Origin of the sequence: Paraflavitalea soli, assembly GCF_003555545.1 — a bacterium.
GTDB lineage: Bacteria > Bacteroidota > Bacteroidia > Chitinophagales > Chitinophagaceae > Paraflavitalea > Paraflavitalea soli.
This window is the reverse complement of sequence record NZ_CP032157.1, coordinates 699273-719516: the sequence shown is the minus strand read 5'-3', so window position 1 is coordinate 719516 and position 20244 is coordinate 699273. Positions and strand designations below refer to the sequence as shown.

The following is a 20244-nucleotide window of genomic DNA, read 5'->3' as shown; positions in this document are numbered from 1 at the left end:
ACATATGCGTAGCTAACGCTGTATTTGCTCGCAGCTCGAAGCTCACAGCTCGCAGCTCTTAAAACATTCTATATGAAAAAGATCATCTCTATTTTATTATTACTTTCTTCCCTATATTCTTCAGCTGCCGACGTCAACATAAAAGACTACGGCGCTAAGGGCGATGGCACTACGCTCGATTCCAAATCCATTCAGCAGGCGATTGATGCCTGTGCACAAAAAGGGGGTGGTAAAGTGATATTCCCTGCGGGCAAGTATCTTTCGGGCACCATCGTCATCAAAGACAATATCACCCTGGTGCTACAAAAAGACGCGCTCATACTGGGCAGCACGGATATTGAAGCGTATGACAATATTGATCCTTTTACGGATGGGCTGGGCATCGATGTAGGCTGGGCCTTACTGGTAGCAGTAGATGCCAAAAATATCGGCATCGAAGGGGAAGGGGCTATTGACGGACAAGGGGCAGCCTTAAAAGCAAAACATGTATTGGCTGATACACGGGGAGAAGGCAAGATATGGGGCCGTCGCCCCTTCCTGCTGCGTATTGTACGCTGCACCGACGTTACTGTAAAAGGTGTATCCCTTTTTTATGCAGCGGCCTGGACCTCGCATTATTTCCAGAGCAAACAGATACTGATCGAAAACGTAAAGATCGTGAGTGTTGGCGTGGCCCATAACGATGGCATGGATATAGATGGCTGTCAACAGGTACAGATCCGCGATTGCGATGTGGTGAGCGGTGATGATGCGCTTTGTTTTAAGACCACTTCCAGCACCATGGGCTGCAAGGACATTACCGTTACCCGCATGAAGTTGAAAAGCAACCAGGCAGCTATTAAGATGGGTACGGAATCGATGGCGCCTTTTGAGAACATCGACATTTCCCATTGTGAGATCTATGATACCCGCAATGGCGGCATCAAACTGCTTACAGTGGATGGCGCGCACCTGCGTAATGTGACGATATCGGATATTACGATGAAGAACGTGCACACGCCCATGTTGCTGCGCCTGGGTTCGCGCCTCAATGTATTCCGGAAAGGAAAGGATACGCAGCAACCTACGGGCACTTTCGAGAATGTGGTGATACGCAATGTAAAAGCAGAAGCGGCTGCCGACGCCCAACTAAAACCGCCTTCCGGCATCCTCATCACGGGTGTACCCGGTCATTATATCAGTAATGTAACCCTGGAGAATATCGAGATCAGTCTGGCTGGCGGCGGTACGGCAGAAAATGCCCGTCATGCAGTGCCCGAAGCGGTTGATCAATATCCTGAAGTAAAAACTTTTGGTCCCCTCATCCCTGCCTGGGGCATCTGGGCGCGGCACGTAAAAGGATTGACCTTAAAGAACATCCGGTTCAAGGTGGACAGTGCGGACCTGCGCCCTGCTTTTATTGCAGAAGATGGACAGGACATTGAGTTGACGGATTGGAAAGTACCTGCGACTGCTGAAGCAGAGTGTGTAGTACGCCTTGAAAATGTACAGGGAGCCAATATCAATGGCTTTACTGTTACCGGCAAAGCTGCTTCTTTTGTGAAGGTGGAAGGAGCAGGCAGTAAGGGAGTGAAGGAAGGGAAGGTGACCTACGTTAAATAACCCTGCAGCTATACTTTCGTCGAATTGCGCGGGATCAGTGAAGAGTTGAGCACTATTGTTTCCGTGAGGTAGCCCGGCTTGTTTTTCTCGAGCATACGGAAAAGTACCGAAGCTGCTTTTTTACCAATATCAAAAGCAGGCTGTGTAATGGTGGTCATGGAGGGATTGAGCAGAGAAGCTGTTTCGAGGTTGGAAAAGCTGATGATCTTAACATCCTGTGGAATGCGGATCTTCAATTCTTCACATATATGGTAGCTGGCAATGGCCAGTTTTTCTACGGAAGCAAAAATACCATCGGGCCGTTTCTTGCCAGACAATAACTTACGCAATACCGGATAACTCAACACATTGTCGTTGCTGCATTGGATAATGAGCTTACGATCGGGTTTGATATCATAATGCTCCAGCGCTTCGAGGTAGCCGCGCATGCGCTTATTGGTAATGGATAAATGCTGGGAAAATGACAGGTAAGCAATGTGTTTACAGCCATTTTGTATCAAATGTTCGGTGGCCTTAAAGCCACTGTCATAATCATCGGTAGTGATCCGGGAAGTATCAATAGCATCACAGATCCGGTCGAAGAAGATGATGGGTATCCCTTTGTTGTGCAGTTCTACAATATGGCTGCTGTCTTCTGTAGTGGCCGATACGGACATCAGGATGCCATCTACCCTCCCACTCTGCAGGTGACGGGTAATGGACACTTCCTTCTGGTAATCTTCGTGTGTAAGATAGATCAATACATGGTACCCTTTTTCCTGGGCGATGGATTCTATCCCATTAATGGCCAAAGAGAAAAAATTATTGGCCACTTCGGGGATCACCACGGCAATGGTCCTGCTTTTTTGTTTGCGCAAACTGCTGGCATAGGGATTGGGCTCATAATTGAGCTTTTGCGCCAGTTCAAACACCCGTTTCTTGGTCTCGGGACTGATATCATAGCTGTCGCGCAGGGCGCGGGAGACGGTGGAAATGGCAAGATTCAGTTCTTTGGCAAGCCTTTTCAGGTTAACAGGTTCCATATAACTACAGGTGAAATGATAAAACAGTAGCCTGAAAGGTACGCAAATGTTTCCGGAAATGGTTACGCAAAAAGCCATTGGCGGCTACCCTGTTTCCGGAAAAGCCTGTATTGTGTTGCCTTTTCTGTCCGCCATTACTTCGACTTCAACAACCAGAATATTTCCTGTACTGCGCCGGGCAAAGAAGGATAATGGACGGGTATTCCTTTATGAATATTAAACCAAAAGGATACGTATACATTTATGATCTGCAATACAAAGACCAACAGGAGGACCAATATTTTATTCCGCCACGAAGTCCCAAATACCTTCCAGGCATGAACCACAATAATCAGCAATGTCAACATTTCTAGACAAAAGTCTACTATATGTTTGTTTGTGATCAACAATAAGCGCAATGGTGTCATTAAAATCAATAGCACATTCACAAATCCGATGCAATAAAGCCAGAACACAATACATTCTGCCAGGTTACGCTTCCGGAAGAATAAGGCCCAGCTAAGTAGTGCCTGGATGGGCAGTAAGACGAGGGCGATATACTTTAATTGTAAATGATAGAGCCGGCCATATTCATTGTACTTGTGAACTACGTAATCTTCATAATCAAATACCTTCTGGTCGAGGAATATATATATACCAAAGGAAAGCAGGAAAAATACCACGGGGCTGAAGTAGGTCTTGCGGGCACCGGCGAAATAGGCATTGTATACCCGGGCAGGTTTCAGCGCAAGGTCTTTGATCAATTTCAATATTCCCTTATCGGTATGGGTAAAGCCATGCCATATTTCGTGCAGCAGGGAGTGCATATTCAATCGGCCCACATGAGCATCCTGTCCGCACCGGGGACAAAAAGGGGTGGAAATTGCTGTACTGCAGTTATGGCATATTTTTTCCATCCGGCAAAAATAACTGCCGAAGGTATAATTTCCTGAAAGCCCGGGCAATCTTTTTGCCCTGCTTCTCTCTCCTTCCTCAATTCAAACGGTATTACCAGCAATTCATGCAACCTGGTTAGGTATAGCGGCCCCGACCCACTATTTTAGCCTGCCTTCCAGCATTTATGAAATTGGCATATTACACCAAAAAGGATTGGTTGATCATCGGCCTGCTATTGCCACCGGTGATCATTCTGGTCAATTATTGCATTTTCGGAAAACGCTACTTTTCCGGGGCCGCCATCTTCTGGTGGTCGACCTTCCTGTCTGGCGGATTTGGCCTCCTGTCCTGGTACCTGCAGATCATTATTGCCCTCATCATGAATGCCAGATATCCCCGCTACAACCAAACCATCAGGCGTGTATTGACCTCCATGGCGCTGTATGTGCTGGTTACAGTAGTGACGGTGGTGATGGTCTTCGTGCTGTACGACCGGGTGCATTTTTTTCAATATGAATTGAATGTATGGCATATGGTACTGGCAGCCTTGTCGAGCGCCGGCGCTTCCATACTGGCCGCCAGCTTTCATGAAGGCGTGGCTTTTTATGAAAAATGGAAGAAGGTGACGGATGAAGCGGAGCAACTCAAAAAAGAAAACCTGCAAACGCAATTGGAAAGCCTTAAAGCACAGGTGAACCCTCACTTTTTGTTCAACAGTCTCAACTCGCTTTCCTCCCTCATTAGCGAAGACCCCACCAAAGCAGAAAAATTCCTGGATGAAATGTGCAAGGTGTACCGCTACCTGCTGCGTAACAATGAGGATGACCTTGCGCCGCTATGGGTGGAAATGCAATTCATTCAATCCTATTACCACCTGCTCAAAACACGCTATGGAGAAAGCTTATTCCTGGAAGTGGACATCCCGGATGAGCTGGTATGGTACCGCATCCCTTCCCTTACCCTTCAGATGCTGGTGGAAAATGCGGTGAAACACAATATGATGCTGAAAGACCGGCCGCTTCAGATCTTTATTACCACGGTGACTGGTCCGCGGCTGGTAGTCTCCAACAACCTGCAGCGCAAGAAGCGTATCTCTTCCAATAAGGTGGGCCTTAATAATATTGTAAAGAAATACAAACTGTTGAAACAGGATGATATTATCGTACAGGAAGACGAGAAGACCTTTGCGGTGGTAGTGCCGCTCATAAAAGTAGAAGAAGAAGCCCCGGTTTAAGGCAAATATTATTGCTGCCTTTTCAACTTATAGATATCCCAGGCGTGGTTATTATAATTGCGGGTGAAGGTGATAGAATCTCCTTGTTTGGCCAGTTCATACTCCCGGTAAAGGATCAGTGTCCAATCAAAATCGGCCGTATAATAAAGGGAGTCAACAAAATTGATCTTATTGTCGTTGATGGTATAACTACCCCTCCCAATAACAGGATAACGTCCCGGCGTTGCAGGCTGGCCGCTAAAGGTATTACCCGTAAGATCCAGCGTTACAGAAACGATCGCTCCGCCCGAAGCGGTTTTCCGCTGGAAAGTGCCTTTATAGATGCCACCCGTTTCAGGAATGAGTTTACCCGGATCATTCTCTTTGTCCTTACTACAACCAATAACAGAAAGTAATAATACAATGGCAAGAAGCTGGCGCATAACAGGTAATTTACTAATTGACCTCCATCCAGACTTAACCGTTGCATGAGGTCGATCTCTTGTAAAGCCAGGTTATACCAGGGACTGTATCTGAGCATATTGCAGCAGCATGATCGTTTTGGCATCTTTGATCTCGCCGGTTGTGATCATTTCCAGTGCTTTAGTAAACGGCAACTCCAGCACTTCAATATTTTCCTGCTCGTGTTCAATGCCTCCACCCTCATTCACTTTCATCGCCTTTGTATAGGCGGCCACAAAGAAATACAAGATCTCTGTTACTGATCCGGGCGACATATAGGCTTCAAATACCTTCCGTACTTCCGAAACCTTATAACCGGTTTCCTCTTCCGTTTCGCGCCGGATGCAATCTTCCGGGTTGTCTTTATCCAGCAAGCCGGCACAGGCTTCGATCAACATGCCTGTTTCGTTGCCATTCAGAAAGGTGGGCATCCGGAACTGGCGGGTTAAGATAACCGTACCCGCTTCTTTATTGTACAATAAGATGGTGGCGCCATTACCCCGGTCATAGGCTTCCCGGCTTTGCTTTTCCAGGCTACCATCGGGTTTCTGGTATTCGTAGGTGATCTTTCTTAAAGTGTACCAGTTAGCAGAAAGTACTTCATTTTGCAGTATCCTGATCTTATCATTCATCGTCTCTTCATTTATATATTCAAACTTCAATATTACAACAATCCTGTTATTGGGCGCCTGAGGTATACTAAAAGAAAAAAGCCTGGCCATGCCAGACTTTCCTGCAAATACTATAATGCGATTGGACGGATCGTGTTTATCCTTCTTTCTTAACATTGATAGCGCTAGGCCCCTTAGGTCCCATCTCCACTTCAAAACTCACTTTATCCTTTTCTTTCAGCGGACCGGAGAGTTGGTTGATGTGTACAAACACACTTTCCTGGGTAACGCTATCATTGATGAATCCAAAACCTTTGGCGTCATTGAAGAACTTCACCACACCCTTTCTGATGCGCTCAGTTTCCGGGATGGGAGCTTGCTTGGGAACACCAATCTGAATGTCTTCTACATTAATGACGCGCTTTTTTTGAGGATCAATGGGCGTAGAACTGAAATTACCATTTTCATCTACATACGCGATCATATCTTCAAAGCTCTTGCCTTTGTTGTTGGCTTTTCGCTCCTGCTTGCGTTGTAATTTTTCCTGTCTTTCTTTCGCTTTCTTCTTCTCTTTTTCCTTTTTCCCTATTGTTTCCTGTGATTTAGCCATATTTAAATGTCCGTATTGATTCTGCTAAAGGTCAGCTATTTATCCGACAATTGGTGTTAATCCTGTAGTGCGTTGTGTATCAATCATTCATGGCAATAAGACAGCGGTTTGTTTTACCTCAGGCTGCCAAAGACCCCTATTCTTTTTCCTGGCCTCCTGTTGTAACTGTAAAAACAATGCTGCATGCTTTACATTGGGAGGAACCGTCATCACCATTGCATAACCCTGCTTTACCAATTCAGCATTGACAAAAGTGCCATTTTCCAGGTATACATAAACAAGTGCCCTTCCGTATTGATCTTCCCGATCAATGTCATACTCTAGTTTCACTTGTTGGCCTACCAGTAAAGTTGTCAAATATGCTTTTGCCTCTTTACCATAATATCCTACCCGTTTCTTAAAAACTGTCTTTGATTCAGGGGCGTCTACGCCAATCAGCCGGGCTTTTTCACCCCTGGCATTCCCATTGTCAAAATAAAACGTATCGCCATCCACCACTTTAGTCACTACTACATATCCGCCGGCGTCATTTTTCAATCTGTTGCGTGACTCACAAGCCACGGGAAATAAACATACGATCAAGAACAAACAAAATAACAGTCTCTTATACATCATATCCTATACAATGTACTGAAAAAGCCCCTGAATGCAATGTCGTTGAATTAAGTAACGAATGTCAGGCTGAGCTTGTCGAAGCCATCATGAAGGATATTTTGTTTTCCACCGGAAGCCCTTCGACAGGCTCAGGGTGACAGCTTAATTCAACGACATTGCCCCTGAATGACAAAGGGTGAGGCGCTAAAAGCGGCTCACCCTTATAGAGGACTGGAAGCCAGTGAGGTATTACTCACTGTCGCTGTTATTGTTGTTGTCTTTGCTGTCGCTGTTGTCGTTGCTGTTGTTATTGCTATTATTGGAGGGTCTGTTCTTGCCGGACCGTTTGTAATAGTAATCCTTTTGCGCCTGCACAACTGCTTTGTCGCGGTCATCTCTTAACTGGCGGATGGTTTGCCTTTTCTCACGGCCTGTCAGGTCGTCCTGCATCCTTACGGATTTGATCCGGTCATTATAATCGGACTTTATATCCTGGATGGTGAGGTCCAGCCTGGATGGTCTTGAGGAGCCATAATTATAGGCATAAGGAGCATACATCCAGGGTGAGTAAAAGCCATAACCCCAGGGCGAATAGAAGGGAGAATATCCCCATCCCAGGCCCACAGATACACGGGGCCTTACGACATGATAGCCACCGCCACGAACAACTTTCTGCGCTGAAGCACCTACTGCCAGTCCTATTGCTATTGTGATCATCAGTAACTTTTTCATAACTCTCTATTTGCTTATATAGACAGCAAACGATGGGCAAAAGTTAATGCTGTCATACTTAAATAACGTTTCAATAACGAAGGGCAGCCATTGACGGCTGCCCTTCGTTAAATTTTTTAACAATTACGCTATTCCTTACCTCAGCAAGGCCGTAGCGCACCACAATACCGGCGCCTGTCCATGCATATCACCTGTCATACGCTCCCGGTCGAGGTAATACTGGCGGTCGTTCTTTTTGTTGGTGCCCTGGCATACTTCGCGGATATCGCCTTTATCATCAATATAGGTGATGAGGCCCAGCCAGGCTTTACGGGCAGCCGGCTCGTAGGTCTTTTTATCCAGCCAGCCTTCCTTCACACCAGTGATCATCGCAAAGGTGAACATACCCGTGCAGGATGTCTCAGGCCATGATTCAGCGTCATCGATCAGCTGACGCCACATACCGGATCCTGCCTGGTATTTGAGCAGCGAGGCCATCATGAGCTTATACCCCTGCATGATGCGTGCCCGGTTGGGATTGTCCTTAGGCAAGGAACGCAGCAACTCAGCCATCCCTACGGCCATCCAGCCATCACCGCGGCCCCAGAAGAAAGGCACATCAGGTGCATGGTAGAAAAGACCATTGGGCTTTTGCAGGGAGTCAAGGTACACCACCATTTCTTTGGCAGCCCGCTCGATGTATTTTTTATCGCCGGTAGCCCGGTAGGCCTGCGCCTGAACGGCTGTGATCATAAACATGTCATCGATCCACATACGGGTCATCCAGGTAAGTCCGCGGTTGTAATAATCCTGGCTCTCGGGTTGTTTTACGCGCGGCCCTTCGGGAGGTCCCCATTGCTTATCGGCAATGGTCTTGCCCATGGTAAGGTAACGCTGATCTTTGGTTTGCATATACAGTTCCAGGGGAACAGCACCAAATACACAGTAGTCTACGTGGTCGGGTACGGGTACCATGCTGGCCTCCGTAGTGAACAGGGGTTCAAAACGGTTGACGAGCTGTGTCACCAACCCTTTGTCTTTGCTCTCCTTTGCGAAAGTGAGGGCGCCATACCAGGTGCACACTTCCGGGTAGGTAATGGTTTTGGGAGGCGTGGGCCTTCCAAAATTCTGGTGGGGCACTTCCACAAAACGAGCTGCCACCTTTTTACCTACTTCCAGGGGAGAAGTGCCCTTGGGCCAGTTCTTCAGGCCACCGGCATCTTTTTTTGATTGCGCATAACCGGTATAGCCGGTCAGAGAAACAATACCTGTTGCCAGCAACAGACATTTAAACGTTGTATTCATAGACATCAATTGTTTGTATGTGCGATATTCAGCGTGTCCTGTGCTAATAAGATAAGCCACCCCTGCCTGGCAGAAGTGACTTACCACTACTTATTAAGTATAAGTATAGTGAGCTTAACTGATAAAAATTGCTTGCTCATGCTATTTGTAAACCTTGCTATATTCTGCGCTCACTCTACTTAACACCTGCAATTGACGGATAAAATCCCAATATACATAGCCCACAGTTTACTTCCTATTCAGCTATTTTAGCAAGGCTGTACCGTAGAAGTCGGCTTCGATAAACTCAGCCTGACATTATTTTATCGGTTCCAGGCGTACGCTTTTCAGTTTAAACAATTCCTTGCCCTGCTGCAGGGGTTTCACGGCAATGGTGTACAAACCAGGCTGCCCAATAGTAGTGATGGCTACGGCATGCTGGATGAACATCAGGGGATTGCTCTTATCAAACTCTGAGCTGCGCAGGGTACGGAAAAGATATTCTTTGTCATTGACCAGCACACTGCCTTCCTGCCGGCCGCTTTCGGCATTGCAGGCATATTCCAGGATCACCTTATAATCGGCGGCCTCCGTAATACGGATATCAAATCGTGCTTCATCTTTAGGCCCCATCATATTGGTCACACATACCGAATGCTTCCAATCACCGAAATAATGACTGTAGGTAAGGCTTTTCACGCGGGCACTGTCGGTCATTTTTGCATGTACGGCTTCAATGGTATTCACCGAAAATTGAGCCGACACGGTGACGGGTGCAGCGGTATCATAAGCAGGCGCCTTGCCCTGGTATTCCACCACCAATACGGTATTGGGGCTTTGGGCGTCCATACCAGGAATGTTCACGATCACATCGGTTCCTTTTTTGGCAAAGCTCAAAACGCGTTTGCCTACCAGGGTATATACTTTACTTACTGTTACTGCACAACCGGGTAACAATAATTTACCATCTGCCGGTCTGTCCAATATATGCAAGTACAATTTACCGGGTTTAGCGGTGGTCACCCCCCAGGGCTGCGCCGGGATAAAACCATAGGTAGTACCATAGATGCTCTCTCCATTTTGCTGCAGCCATTTACCGGTAGCTTTTAAATACTGTACGGAATAGTAAGGGATATTGCCTTTACCATCGGGTCCTACATTCAACATCAGGTTGCCGCCTTTGGAAGCGACATTGGCCAGCAGGCGTATAATTTCACGGGGTGATTTAAAGTTCATGTCATGCTCTATATAGCCCCATGAGTCATTGTGGGTGTAAATAGACTCCCATACTTCATTGATGGGCGCAGGCGGCACTTCCGAATCTCCAAAGTCGCGGTAATCGCCCAGGCCCTGCCCTACCCGGCTGCTGAATAAACTGGCAGGCTGCAGTACACGCAGGCTATCCACCAGCTGTTGGGTTTGTTGTTTGGTAAGTCCGCCCGGCATATCAAACCATACAATGCCCAGTGGTCCATAACCAGTGAGGAGTTCTTTGAGCTGGGGAATGGATTTCTCGCGGTAATAACGCTGGTAGTCTTTTTTGGATTCATCGAAATCCCAGCGATTGCCGCCACCATTGGGTTCATGCCAATCGAGGAATTGGGAATAATAGAAACCAAATTGAATGCCCCGCTTGCGTGTGGCATCGGCCAGGGCTTTCATGGGGTCTTTTTTATAGGGAGTAGATTTAACTATCGTGAAGTCGCTTACTTTGGAATCGTACATGGCAAAACCTTCGTGGTGCTTGGCCGTGATGACCATATAGCGTATTCCCGCCTCTTTGGCCAGGGAAGCCCACTCATCGGCATTAAAGTTGACCGGATTGAAGGTGGCCGCTTCGGCGGCATATATATCCGCGGGTACCTTCGCCTGGTTCATCAACCATTCCCCGCTACCATAATACCGCTTATTGTTCCATACGCCGCCCAGTTTGGAATACAGACCCCAATGGATAAACATGCCAAACTTAGCCTCTTTGAACCATTGGATATTGGGGTGCTGGCGGCCGGAGGCGGATTTATCCCACATTTCATCCTGGGCATTGGCAGCCAAAGCAACTCCTAATAAACTGACAAGCATTAATCGTTTCAAGATCATACAATTCCTATTACGCAAAAGTGAATATTTTTTACGCAATAGAAACATTATGTCCGGATACCTGTAAGCGGTGATTTACCACCTATTAAGTTATTTTGGCAACGCGGCGCACCAAAACAGCCATTATCATGTAAATACAGGTTGTTTTACCGTTGTAACTCTCCTTTCTCGTCCTTTCCTTTCTCATCGAGCATCTGTATGCAGGAAGAGGGGCCCAGGTCGGGATTATTCCACTGGTGCAAAGCCCACACTACTTTTTTATCGGGCGTTACTTCAATTACCTGCACCACCTTATCCCAATCTTCCTTGCGCAGGAAACCGCCCCAGTTACAGATTACCGTATTGCCATTGTTGAGCCGCACCACCTGGTGCACGGTATACAAGGGAAAACCGGGCAGGTCATCTTTGTTCACCTCCCATACAATTTCTCCTTTGGTGTTTACTTCGCGCACATAGCCATGCTGGTTGCCACTGATGAGGGTATTGCCATTCTTCAGTCGTACAGCCGCCCAGGCGGATGGCGCATCTACTGTCCAGATGGGTTGCCAATTTTTATCATATTCGATCACCTTGCCCATATTGAGGTGCGGCAATAAGTAAGTGCCTTCATTGGTCATCCGCATCTGGCGAAACTGGCCATGCACGCTTTTAGGATCATCGGGGCGGGCGGTAGGCACCACCTGTTCCATTTCTACCTTTCCGGTCTTCTTATTGATCAATATTACTTTGGCCGGTGTACCGTTTTGGCAAAGTAATACCTTATCAAGACCGATGGGCTGGGCCGAATGACATTCCGATCCCGCTGGGCATTCATAGCTCCATATGATCTTTTTACCGGCTGTTATCTCTGCAGCGCCGGTCTTACAGGCATACAATATATGACCGTTGGAGAGGCGGTGAATATCACTGAACTCACTCAATATATTATTGCGGTCTTTATTGGGAATGGCATATTGCCATACGACTTTTCCTTTTTGTACCAGGGACAGGGTTTGAGAATCCTTACGGGTATCCCACTGGCCGGTGTACAGAAAATCATGCTGCGCCAACCCTTTGCCCGGCAGCACATCGGGTACCGGCGCGCGGGCCGCCGGCCTTGGCGCCGGGGGTAATTTTATGGTGGCGGGATCTTCGTTTATCTCGATCTTCCGGTAATAGATCTCGGCCCCTTCGGATTGTATCAATATTTTACCACTACGCAAACTGGCTTCAGCTCCTTCATTCACTACTACCCCATTCATGATATGTACGCAGCGCCCATCCCGGGCCATGATCTCCAGGCGGTTCCACTCTCCTGTAGGTTTTTCATTGTCCTTCTTTTTGATCGCCCGTGTATTTTTGGTGGAAGCAGTCCTTACGCCATCGATGACTACGGTTACACTGTCGATGAGCCAGAAATCGCCGCAATCGCCTTCCTGTATCTGGCATTCAATGGAGCGCGGCCAAACCTTATCATCCTGCACCACGTAGTACAGGATACCATTGTCCCGTACCCTGTTTTCGCGGGGAGGAAACTTCTTTTCTCCCCATTTGAATTCCAACACCAGGTGAAAATTGGCAAATGAACGATCTGTAACGATATAACCAAACTCTTTTCCGGAAATACGTAATAAACCGTCCTTTACCGAAAACACGGTGTCGGGATCGTTGTCCTTCCCTTTGGTCTTCAGAAAGGAATGCCAGCCTTCGAGGTTACGGCCGTTGAACAAAGGTTTAAAGTCTTGTCCCATCACCACACCAGCCAACAGCAACAAGCTGGTCAAATAGCAAAAGCGATGTATGATCATAAGTATTCTATTTCAATATTGAGATCAGGCTGAGCGTATCGAAGTATTTCGACAAACCCAGCCTGATAGTATAGTCGGTTTCGACAAGCTCCTTTAGATCAGGGTGAGCCGCCCTTAGAGGGCGACCCACCCCTTTAAACGCCTTCGACAGCGTTTATCCCGCCTCAGCGGGACTCAACCTGACAATAATCAGTTAACGCGTTAATTCCACGCCGGGAAATAAAGATCATTCTTATACGGTTCGCCGGTAGTTGTTCTGTTGAGCTGGTCCAATGATATCGGCCGCAGGATATGTTTTTCCTGGATATTGTCCTTGGCATCTCCATTGTACAACTTCACTCTTTCCAGCAATTTGCCTGTTCTTACGAGGTCCCACCAACGCAGGTTCTCGCCCAGCAGTTCCCTTGTGCGCTCCTCCAGGATAAAGTCGATGCCTTTGGTATTCAGTACATCGGCGGTGATGCGCATATTGGCCACATTACCTGCAGAGGCGGCTCTTTCCCGTACGGCATTGATATAATTGACGGCTTCACTCGTACGATTGGTCATCATCGCCGCCTCGGCTGCAATCAGGTAGGTCTCTGCAAAGCGATATACGATCACCGGGCGAATAGAAGGATCGTTCACAGAGGCTTTCTTGCTGTCGAAGTATTTGGTTACGGTAGGTGCGATCCGGGAATCATATAACCTGGGAGGGATCAGCAGGTAGGGAGCTGCTGCGATCTGTGCATCCGTTCTGTCGGTTCCCGGCATGTAGATAGCTGTATCGCCAATGGCTTTGATCTTAGGCTGACCGGCTACTGCACCGGCAGGCGCACCGGGCGGCAAGGGGTCGGGCCATTTTACCGCTTCAATGTCTGCTTTGGCCGTTGAATTGGCAATCCACAATGTCTGGAAGGTTTTGGCATACCTGGTATCATTTACCCGGTCCTTGAAAGCTTCTTCCAATACCCAGGTGGTAGGCACGGCCCGGATATACGGGCGGCCGTATTCCTTGCTTCTTTTTAAGCCCATTTTATCATACTGGCCCACATACATGTGGTTCAGTACATTGTCTGCACCGCTGCTGTTGTTGGGGCCGTTGTAGGTAATATTGGTGGTATGCTGAACGGTCCAGATCACTTCTGCATTGTTCTCATTGCCTTCCTTGTGTACATCCTTAAAATCGGGCAGCAGACTGAGGCCATAAGTGCTTTTTTTATCGATCAGGTCTTTGGCTGCTTTGTAAGCCTCTTCATAATCGGTGGCTTCTTTGACAGGAGAACCTGCTTTGGCAAGATATACCTTGGCCAGCACATGTTTGGCTGCTGCTACACTGGCCCTTCCGGGCTGTACATTGCTGCTTCGCGGACCGGCAGGCAGGTCTACGATGGCTTCATTGAGGTCTTTAATGATGAGCTTATAGGCATCGGCCAACGGATCACGCCTGGCGCTCGTTAGTGGCTGGTCCACAAATTCGGTGTACAGGGTAATATCCCGGAAGAATTGCACCAGCACAAAATAATACTGGGCCCGGAGGAATTTGGCTTCAGCAATCAGTCTTTTGCGGGTAGTGGCATCCATGTCGGCTTTGGGTCCAAAGGAGATCACGCCATTGCAGGCATTTACATAGCGGTAGGCATTGCTCCAGATATTTTTCACCGCGCCGTTGTTATTGGTATAGGTGCTGGCGTAGTTGTTGATGTCTGTATTGCCATCTATGCCTCTTTGGAATTCGTCGGTGCCAATGACGGTCATGGTAAATAAGTCCTGGTTGCCCCAGTAATTGCGCATACCTGCATAAGCAGCTTCCAATCCGGCATTAACGCCCCTTTCAGTACTCAGGAATTCCGGTGTGAGAATAGATTTCGGTTCTTCTTCCAATAGTTTGTTGCAGCTGGCTGTTGCCATCGCTACGATCATACTACCATATATGAATATCTTTTTCATCTTTACATGTTTTGTTGATAAGTTGACATTTAGAAGGATACGTTAATGCCAAACAGCATTGACCAGGTGGGCGGCGTGTCTACACCCAGGCCGGTACCTGTAGTGGGGCTCGATGCACTACCACCTGATTCAGGATCCAATCCACCATATGGATTGTTGCGGAAAGGCGAGAACAAAATGAACGGATCTTTAACCGTAGCATACAACCTGATACTGCGGGCGCCTGTTTTCTTCAGCACCGTTGGAGGTACGGCATATCCCAGACTGATGGTCCTGATCTTAACAAAACTGCCATCGAAGAAACCGAGCAGGTTGAGGTTGGTAGGATTCTGACGGCCATAATTGGGTTTGGGATATTCATTTTCGCCATTGGTGGGCGTCCAATAGCGGGTCTTGATATTGTTGTAAGTACCCTGGAACGTATTGACAAATCCGCCGCCATGCAGGGAGCTGCTCATCATATAACCCCATCTTGCAAACGCAACGACTGTCAGATCAAATCCACCATAGGTGAAACGGTTGGTCATACCACCGGTCCAGTCGGGCTGTGTAGTACCGATGATCTTCCTGTCGAGGTCATTGATCGTTCCACTATTGTCGAGATCGGATACACGGATATCACCGATCACACTGCCAGACCCGGTTGTAGTGAGGCCTAAACGAACTGCTTCCAATGAATCTGATTTGGTGTTTTGCCAGATACCTTGTTTTTGATAGGTATAAAATACACCGATAGGCTGACCAACAAACCAGCTATTGCCAATATCCTGCAAAATGCCATCGGCCAGTTGGGTGATCTTACCACGATTGATGGAGAAGTTAAGGTCGGTGCTCCAGCCAAAACTGTTCCTGCCTTTGGGAATGATATTCTGAGCACTTATCTGGAACTCAATACCCTGGTTCTCTGTTTTACCTACATTGGTCAACACAGAATTCTGGATACCATTGGTAGGTGGCAGGTCTTTGGGCAGGAGCAATTTATCGGTGAAGGCCTTATAGAAGTTCAGGTTACCGGAGATACGATTATTAAGCAACCCAAAGTCGATACCCAATTCCGCAGTAGAGGTATATTCCCAGGTAAGTGTATTGTTGCCTACATTGGTCTGATAATAGCCACGGCTCAACACATCGCCAAAGTTATACACTACACTGCCCAGGCGGGGAATAGTGCCATAAGGGCTGATGGATGCATTACCTACCTTACCATAACCGGCCCTTAGGCGCAGACTGGAGATAGCATTTACCTTGAAAAACTTTTCGTTGTGGATATTCCAGGCTACTGCTGCAGAAGGGAATACCTGCCATTTCTCGCCTTGGGCCAGCCTGGATGATCCATCTGACCGCACGGTAAAGGTGACCAGGTAACGGTCATCATAACCATAGTTCAACCGGCCCATGTAAGAGACCAGTCCCCACTGGGAGTACCCACCGGTACCGGTGAGGTTGAAACCAAATTCAGGGTTATAGTATTCCAGGTAATCTGCCACGATATCGCGGTTCTCAAATTCATTGTTGTTGGATCGCTCCTGCTGTGCACTGAAAAGACCGGTAAAGTTCACCTTGTGTTTTTCAAAGAAGGTATTGTCATAGGTCAACAGGTTTTCCAGCGTCCAGCTCGTGAGGTTACTGGTCCTGTTATTAGAGATAGATTGTGCACCCATCTGGTTGGTTGTCTTGCTGGCATAGAAGCTGCCATATACATCCGTCCTGATCTCAGTACCCGCATTCAACCGGTACTTCAACCCTTTTAACAGGCCACCCAGGTTTACATCCAGGTAGGCGGAAGTAAATGTTCCCAGTCTTTTCCTTTTCTCCGACTTGGCGCCGTCCAGAAAATCGGCCAATGGGTTCCATACCTGGCTTTGGCTGCCGGGCAGGAAGTCATTGCGCAACTTACCATCGCTGTCATAAGGGCCTACCAGCGGCGAAGCACGCAAGGCCTGTGACATGGGATTGAAGCCTTCGCCCAGGGTGGTAGAAAAAGTGTTCAATGAATTCAAGCCTATCTTGAAAACTTTACCCAGCTGCTGATCTACACTCAGCTTTACGGTATAACGTTCAAATTCCTGGCCGGGGAAAACACCTGTTTCCTTGTAATAACCACCGGAAATGGCATATTGTGTAACATCTGTTCCACCATATACGCTCAATTGGTGATCTGTCTGCATCCCGTTTTTATATACCAGGTCCTGCCAGTTGGTACCGGGGCCTTTTAATCCTTCCAGCTCATCATTGGTAAAGGCTTCGGAAATAAGCAAGGGGTCATCAGGGCCTGAATATTTTTTCACCGGATTGTTGCCTGTGGTCCATACACCAAAATAACGGGCCCACTTTTTCAATTCGGCAAACTCCTGGGCACCCATGAGGTGATACTGGCCAATCGGCTTCACCACACCGGCATAACCACTATAGGAAACAATGGCCTTGCCATTTTTACCACGGCGGGTACTGATCAGTATAACGCCATTGGCGCCACGTGAACCGTAGATGGCTGTGGAAGAGGCATCCTTTAATATTTCTACCGAGGTAATATCATCCTGGTTGAGGTCATTGAAGCTGCCTCCGAAAGGGATACCATCAACCACGATGAGCGGTGCATTGCTGGCACGCACAGAGCGGGCGCCACGGATGAGGATGGACACCCCTGCACCGGGTTTGCTGTTACCACCCACTTTCTGGATGTCTATACCGGCAACCCGCCCCTGCAAAGCCGAAGCAACGCTTTGGGTTGGTATATCTTTAATGGTTTGTTCATTTACAGAAGCTACAGAACCGGTCAATTCCGATTTTCGCCTGGTTCCATAACCCACCACCACCACTTCATCCATCGCAGCTTTGCCCGGCGTAAGCGACACTACCACATCCAGCAGGTCTTTATCTGTAGTAGTGATCTCCTGTTCGGCATATCCCACATAGGATATCAACAGGGTGGAATTGGCGGGTACTGTTATCGAGAAAGAGCCATCCGCCAGGGTTACCGTGGCTTTTTCCTGGCCCTTCGACACGACACTTACGCCACCCAGTGGCGCATCTTTCGCCCCTTTTACAATGCCCTTCACGGTAATCGTTTTACCCGCGCCCGTTTGGGCAGTGACAGGTCTCCATAATACAAGAAAACACAGCAGCGTACATACCACCCTGGTATATATACCCGTGTGCATTGATCTTATCCGCCAACCGGATAATAGCTTAGAAACGCAAGCAAATTTCATAACGGCAGTTTTATTAATGAATAGAAAACAAGCAATTTCTGATGCCCCCTTTGGACATAACATAGCCTGTACGCTGCGCCAGGCAGCATACAACGGTCGACGGCACAGACTGTTTAGACATTAAAAATCCTGTACGCTGCACGGGGCAGCATACCACACTCACGTGATCGGTACAGACTGTAGGGGGAGGATCAGTTCTTACCGGCAACAGCCTGATCAGCTGCCAGCCGGAATTTTAAGTATGAATAGTCCGGCAATACAGGTGTAGTGCCGGACTTTTTTTGCAGTAATAAGATCGTTCCATAAGGACGCAACAGATTGGGCCTTCTCCCAGAAGTTGCCTCACAATTACTTCAAAGCATCATTTCAGTTGGGCATCTAATCTTCGCATTCCGTGATCCCTTCCCACACTTCATAATCGGGATCGCTATCTGATGAGATCACCTTTACTGTTACCACATCGCCGGCATCGAGTTTCCAGCCAGTCATTTCTTCTCCGTTACAAATAAACTGGCGGCCCCAACCCGGATGGTTGGCATATGACCAATCAATGTACCATTCGTAGACATCACCCGGTTCTCCGCCCCATAAAGAGTAATCTCTTTGTACACAATCCGACCAGTCATCTCCTTCTGCCAGCAAGCCAATGTTGAACATTGCTTTTCCTTTGGCAGACATTTTCATCTTGTTATTCGCCAGGCGTTTCATGTGCCCTTTATCGGGGCGGGCATTAAATCCGGAAAGAACTATCATTATTACCAGGGACAGGTACAGTAAAGGCTTTTTCATAAACTAAGGTTTTATGGTTATTATAAACTACCCTTCAGCTCTACCTTGATCACTGATGCAATAGGATCAGTAGCTGCTGCGGGTAATGTTAAGCTAAGTACATCACCAGCACTGCTGGTCTTTACGGCTTTTCCGTTGCTCAATAATTTCGCACTCTTCACTTTTGCTTTGATACCGGGTATCTCCAGCTTGCCATTGGCAGGCCATTCAAATACAGAGAAGTACAATACGGTATTGCCGCCCTCAACTTTCTGCGTACAGCGCCCCCAGGTAAGCGGCTTCAGCGGGCTACCCTTGGTGCCATAGATAGCTTCGCCATTTACTTTCATCCAGTCACCTACCTGTTTCAGGCGTTCGAGACTTTCCGCAGGAATCGTTCCATCGGCTTTTGGCCCGATATTCAGCAGGTAATTCCCTCCTTTGGAAGCGATGTCGATGAGGTTCTGTATCAGTGTAGCGGTTGGTTTCCAGGCATTGTCATAACTCTTATAGCCCCAGGAACCGTTCATGGTCATACAGGTTTCCCAATCTTTGCCATCCATCTCCCCTACTTTAGGAATACGTTGCTCGGGAGTGGTATAGTCGCCGGGAAAATTGGGGCGCTTGAGGCGGTCATTGGTAATGATATTGGGCTGCAGCTTCAGTTCTGCATTGAGTTTCTCTGCAAATTCATCGGTCATGCCTGTAGGAGTATCCCACCACAAGACGGCCACATCACCATAATTGGTCAACAGTTCTTTTACCTGGGGTACAGCTACCTCATCTATGTACTGCGCCATGGTTTTGGTAGTTTGAGCAGGGTCCCAGTGACCGCTATTGGCAGCTGTATAAGCATCTATGCGGGCAGAATCGGGATTGGCCCATCCTTCAGAAGCTACCTTGCGGGCAGCCGCCCCCCCGGGGTTATTCCAGTCTTGTGCATGAGAATAATAGAATCCTAATTTAATGCCGTATTTGCGGCAGGCTTCGGCCAAAGGCTTCAGCAGATCCTTACCATAGGGAGAAGCGTCTACAATATCCCATTTGCTGGCCTTGCTATCGAACAGCGCAAAACCATCGTGGTGCTTGGCAGTAATGACAATATACTTCATGCCTGCCTCCTTAGCGGTGCGTACCCAGGCATCAGCATCATATTTTACCGGGTTGAAGTCTTTGGCGAACTTTTGGTATTCCGCTACGGGTATTTTACCCCGGTTCATGATCCACTCGCCAATGCGGTTGATCTTTTGTCCGTTGTAAGTGCCGGCAGGAACTGCATATACACCCCAGTGTATAAACATGCCAAAGCGGGCTTCGCGCCACCATTCCATGCGTTGTTCCTTGGTAGAGGCAGCGGAAGGCTGTGCCAGGCTGGTATAAGACAGGATACAGGAAGCGGCAGCCAGGCAAAAAAAGCGTCTTATCATTTGTGCAATTATTTAAAGGATATAGCAATCGTAATAAAC

The 20244-nt window shown here is 47.8% G+C and carries 16 protein-coding genes; 2 read left to right on the top strand and 14 right to left on the bottom strand.

Annotated elements, in window-relative coordinates; all coding sequences use genetic code 11:
• The first annotated feature begins 72 nt into the window (after positions 1-72).
• The gene (locus D3H65_RS02705) at positions 73-1602 is read left to right on the top strand and encodes a glycoside hydrolase family 28 protein (protein WP_119048779.1); all 1530 of its coding nucleotides are present in this window, start codon (positions 73-75) and stop codon (positions 1600-1602) included.
• A gap of 8 nt (positions 1603-1610) precedes the next feature.
• Here D3H65_RS02705 and D3H65_RS02700 read toward each other — a convergent pair whose 3' ends face one another.
• Together D3H65_RS02700 and D3H65_RS02695 are read right to left on the bottom strand one after the other, a co-directional pair.
• Entirely contained in the window at positions 1611-2624 is a 1014-nt protein-coding gene (locus D3H65_RS02700; RefSeq protein ID WP_119054370.1) for a LacI family DNA-binding transcriptional regulator, read from the bottom strand.
• Between the two features lie 134 nt (positions 2625-2758).
• Positions 2759-3520, bottom strand: coding sequence for a DUF3667 domain-containing protein (locus D3H65_RS02695; protein ID WP_119048778.1), 762 nt, complete (start codon positions 3518-3520; stop codon positions 2759-2761).
• Between the two features lie 164 nt (positions 3521-3684).
• Between D3H65_RS02695 and D3H65_RS02690 the strand changes: the two genes are divergently transcribed.
• Positions 3685-4734, top strand: a complete 1050-nt coding sequence (locus D3H65_RS02690; RefSeq protein WP_119048777.1) for a sensor histidine kinase — start codon at positions 3685-3687, stop codon at positions 4732-4734.
• A gap of 8 nt (positions 4735-4742) precedes the next feature.
• Here D3H65_RS02690 and D3H65_RS02685 read toward each other — a convergent pair whose 3' ends face one another.
• From D3H65_RS02685 to D3H65_RS02630, 12 genes are all read right to left on the bottom strand, one after another.
• Positions 4743-5156: a hypothetical protein gene (locus tag D3H65_RS02685; protein WP_119048776.1), complete on the bottom strand. Its 414-nt coding sequence runs from the start codon at positions 5154-5156 to the stop codon at positions 4743-4745.
• Between the two features lie 72 nt (positions 5157-5228).
• Entirely contained in the window at positions 5229-5963 is a 735-nt protein-coding gene (gene nudK / locus D3H65_RS02680) for a GDP-mannose pyrophosphatase NudK (RefSeq protein ID WP_245999667.1), read from the bottom strand.
• Positions 5944-6396, bottom strand: coding sequence for a cold-shock protein (locus D3H65_RS33515; RefSeq protein WP_119048775.1), 453 nt, complete (start codon positions 6394-6396; stop codon positions 5944-5946). Before D3H65_RS33515 ends, nudK begins: the two co-directional genes overlap by 20 nt.
• Before the next feature lie 87 nt (positions 6397-6483).
• A complete protein-coding gene (locus tag D3H65_RS02670; RefSeq protein WP_211345607.1) occupies positions 6484-6933 on the bottom strand; it encodes a thermonuclease family protein in 450 nt (149 codons plus the stop codon).
• Between the two features lie 306 nt (positions 6934-7239).
• Positions 7240-7722, bottom strand: a complete 483-nt coding sequence (locus tag D3H65_RS02665; RefSeq protein WP_119048773.1) for a hypothetical protein — start codon at positions 7720-7722, stop codon at positions 7240-7242.
• Positions 7723-7857: 135 nt separating this feature from the next.
• Complete coding sequence (locus tag D3H65_RS02660; protein WP_119048772.1) at positions 7858-9006, bottom strand: glycoside hydrolase family 88/105 protein; 1149 nt, start codon at positions 9004-9006, stop codon at positions 7858-7860.
• A gap of 297 nt (positions 9007-9303) precedes the next feature.
• The gene (locus tag D3H65_RS02655) at positions 9304-11082 is read right to left on the bottom strand and encodes an alpha-L-fucosidase (RefSeq protein WP_119048771.1); all 1779 of its coding nucleotides are present in this window, start codon (positions 11080-11082) and stop codon (positions 9304-9306) included.
• Between the two features lie 146 nt (positions 11083-11228).
• Entirely contained in the window at positions 11229-12869 is a 1641-nt protein-coding gene (locus D3H65_RS02650) for a 3-keto-disaccharide hydrolase (RefSeq protein WP_162915372.1), read from the bottom strand.
• 201 nt (positions 12870-13070) lie between these two features.
• Positions 13071-14798 (bottom strand): RagB/SusD family nutrient uptake outer membrane protein, encoded by a 1728-nt coding sequence (locus D3H65_RS02645; protein WP_119048770.1) that lies wholly within the window; start codon positions 14796-14798, stop codon positions 13071-13073.
• Between the two features lie 29 nt (positions 14799-14827).
• Positions 14828-18010 (bottom strand): SusC/RagA family TonB-linked outer membrane protein, encoded by a 3183-nt coding sequence (locus tag D3H65_RS02640; protein ID WP_245999666.1) that lies wholly within the window; start codon positions 18008-18010, stop codon positions 14828-14830.
• Positions 18011-18388: 378 nt separating this feature from the next.
• Positions 18389-18799 (bottom strand): hypothetical protein, encoded by a 411-nt coding sequence (locus D3H65_RS02635; protein ID WP_119048768.1) that lies wholly within the window; start codon positions 18797-18799, stop codon positions 18389-18391.
• Positions 18800-18819: 20 nt separating this feature from the next.
• The gene (locus tag D3H65_RS02630) at positions 18820-20205 is read right to left on the bottom strand and encodes an alpha-L-fucosidase (RefSeq protein ID WP_119048767.1); all 1386 of its coding nucleotides are present in this window, start codon (positions 20203-20205) and stop codon (positions 18820-18822) included.
• Between the last annotated feature and the right edge of the window lie 39 nt (positions 20206-20244).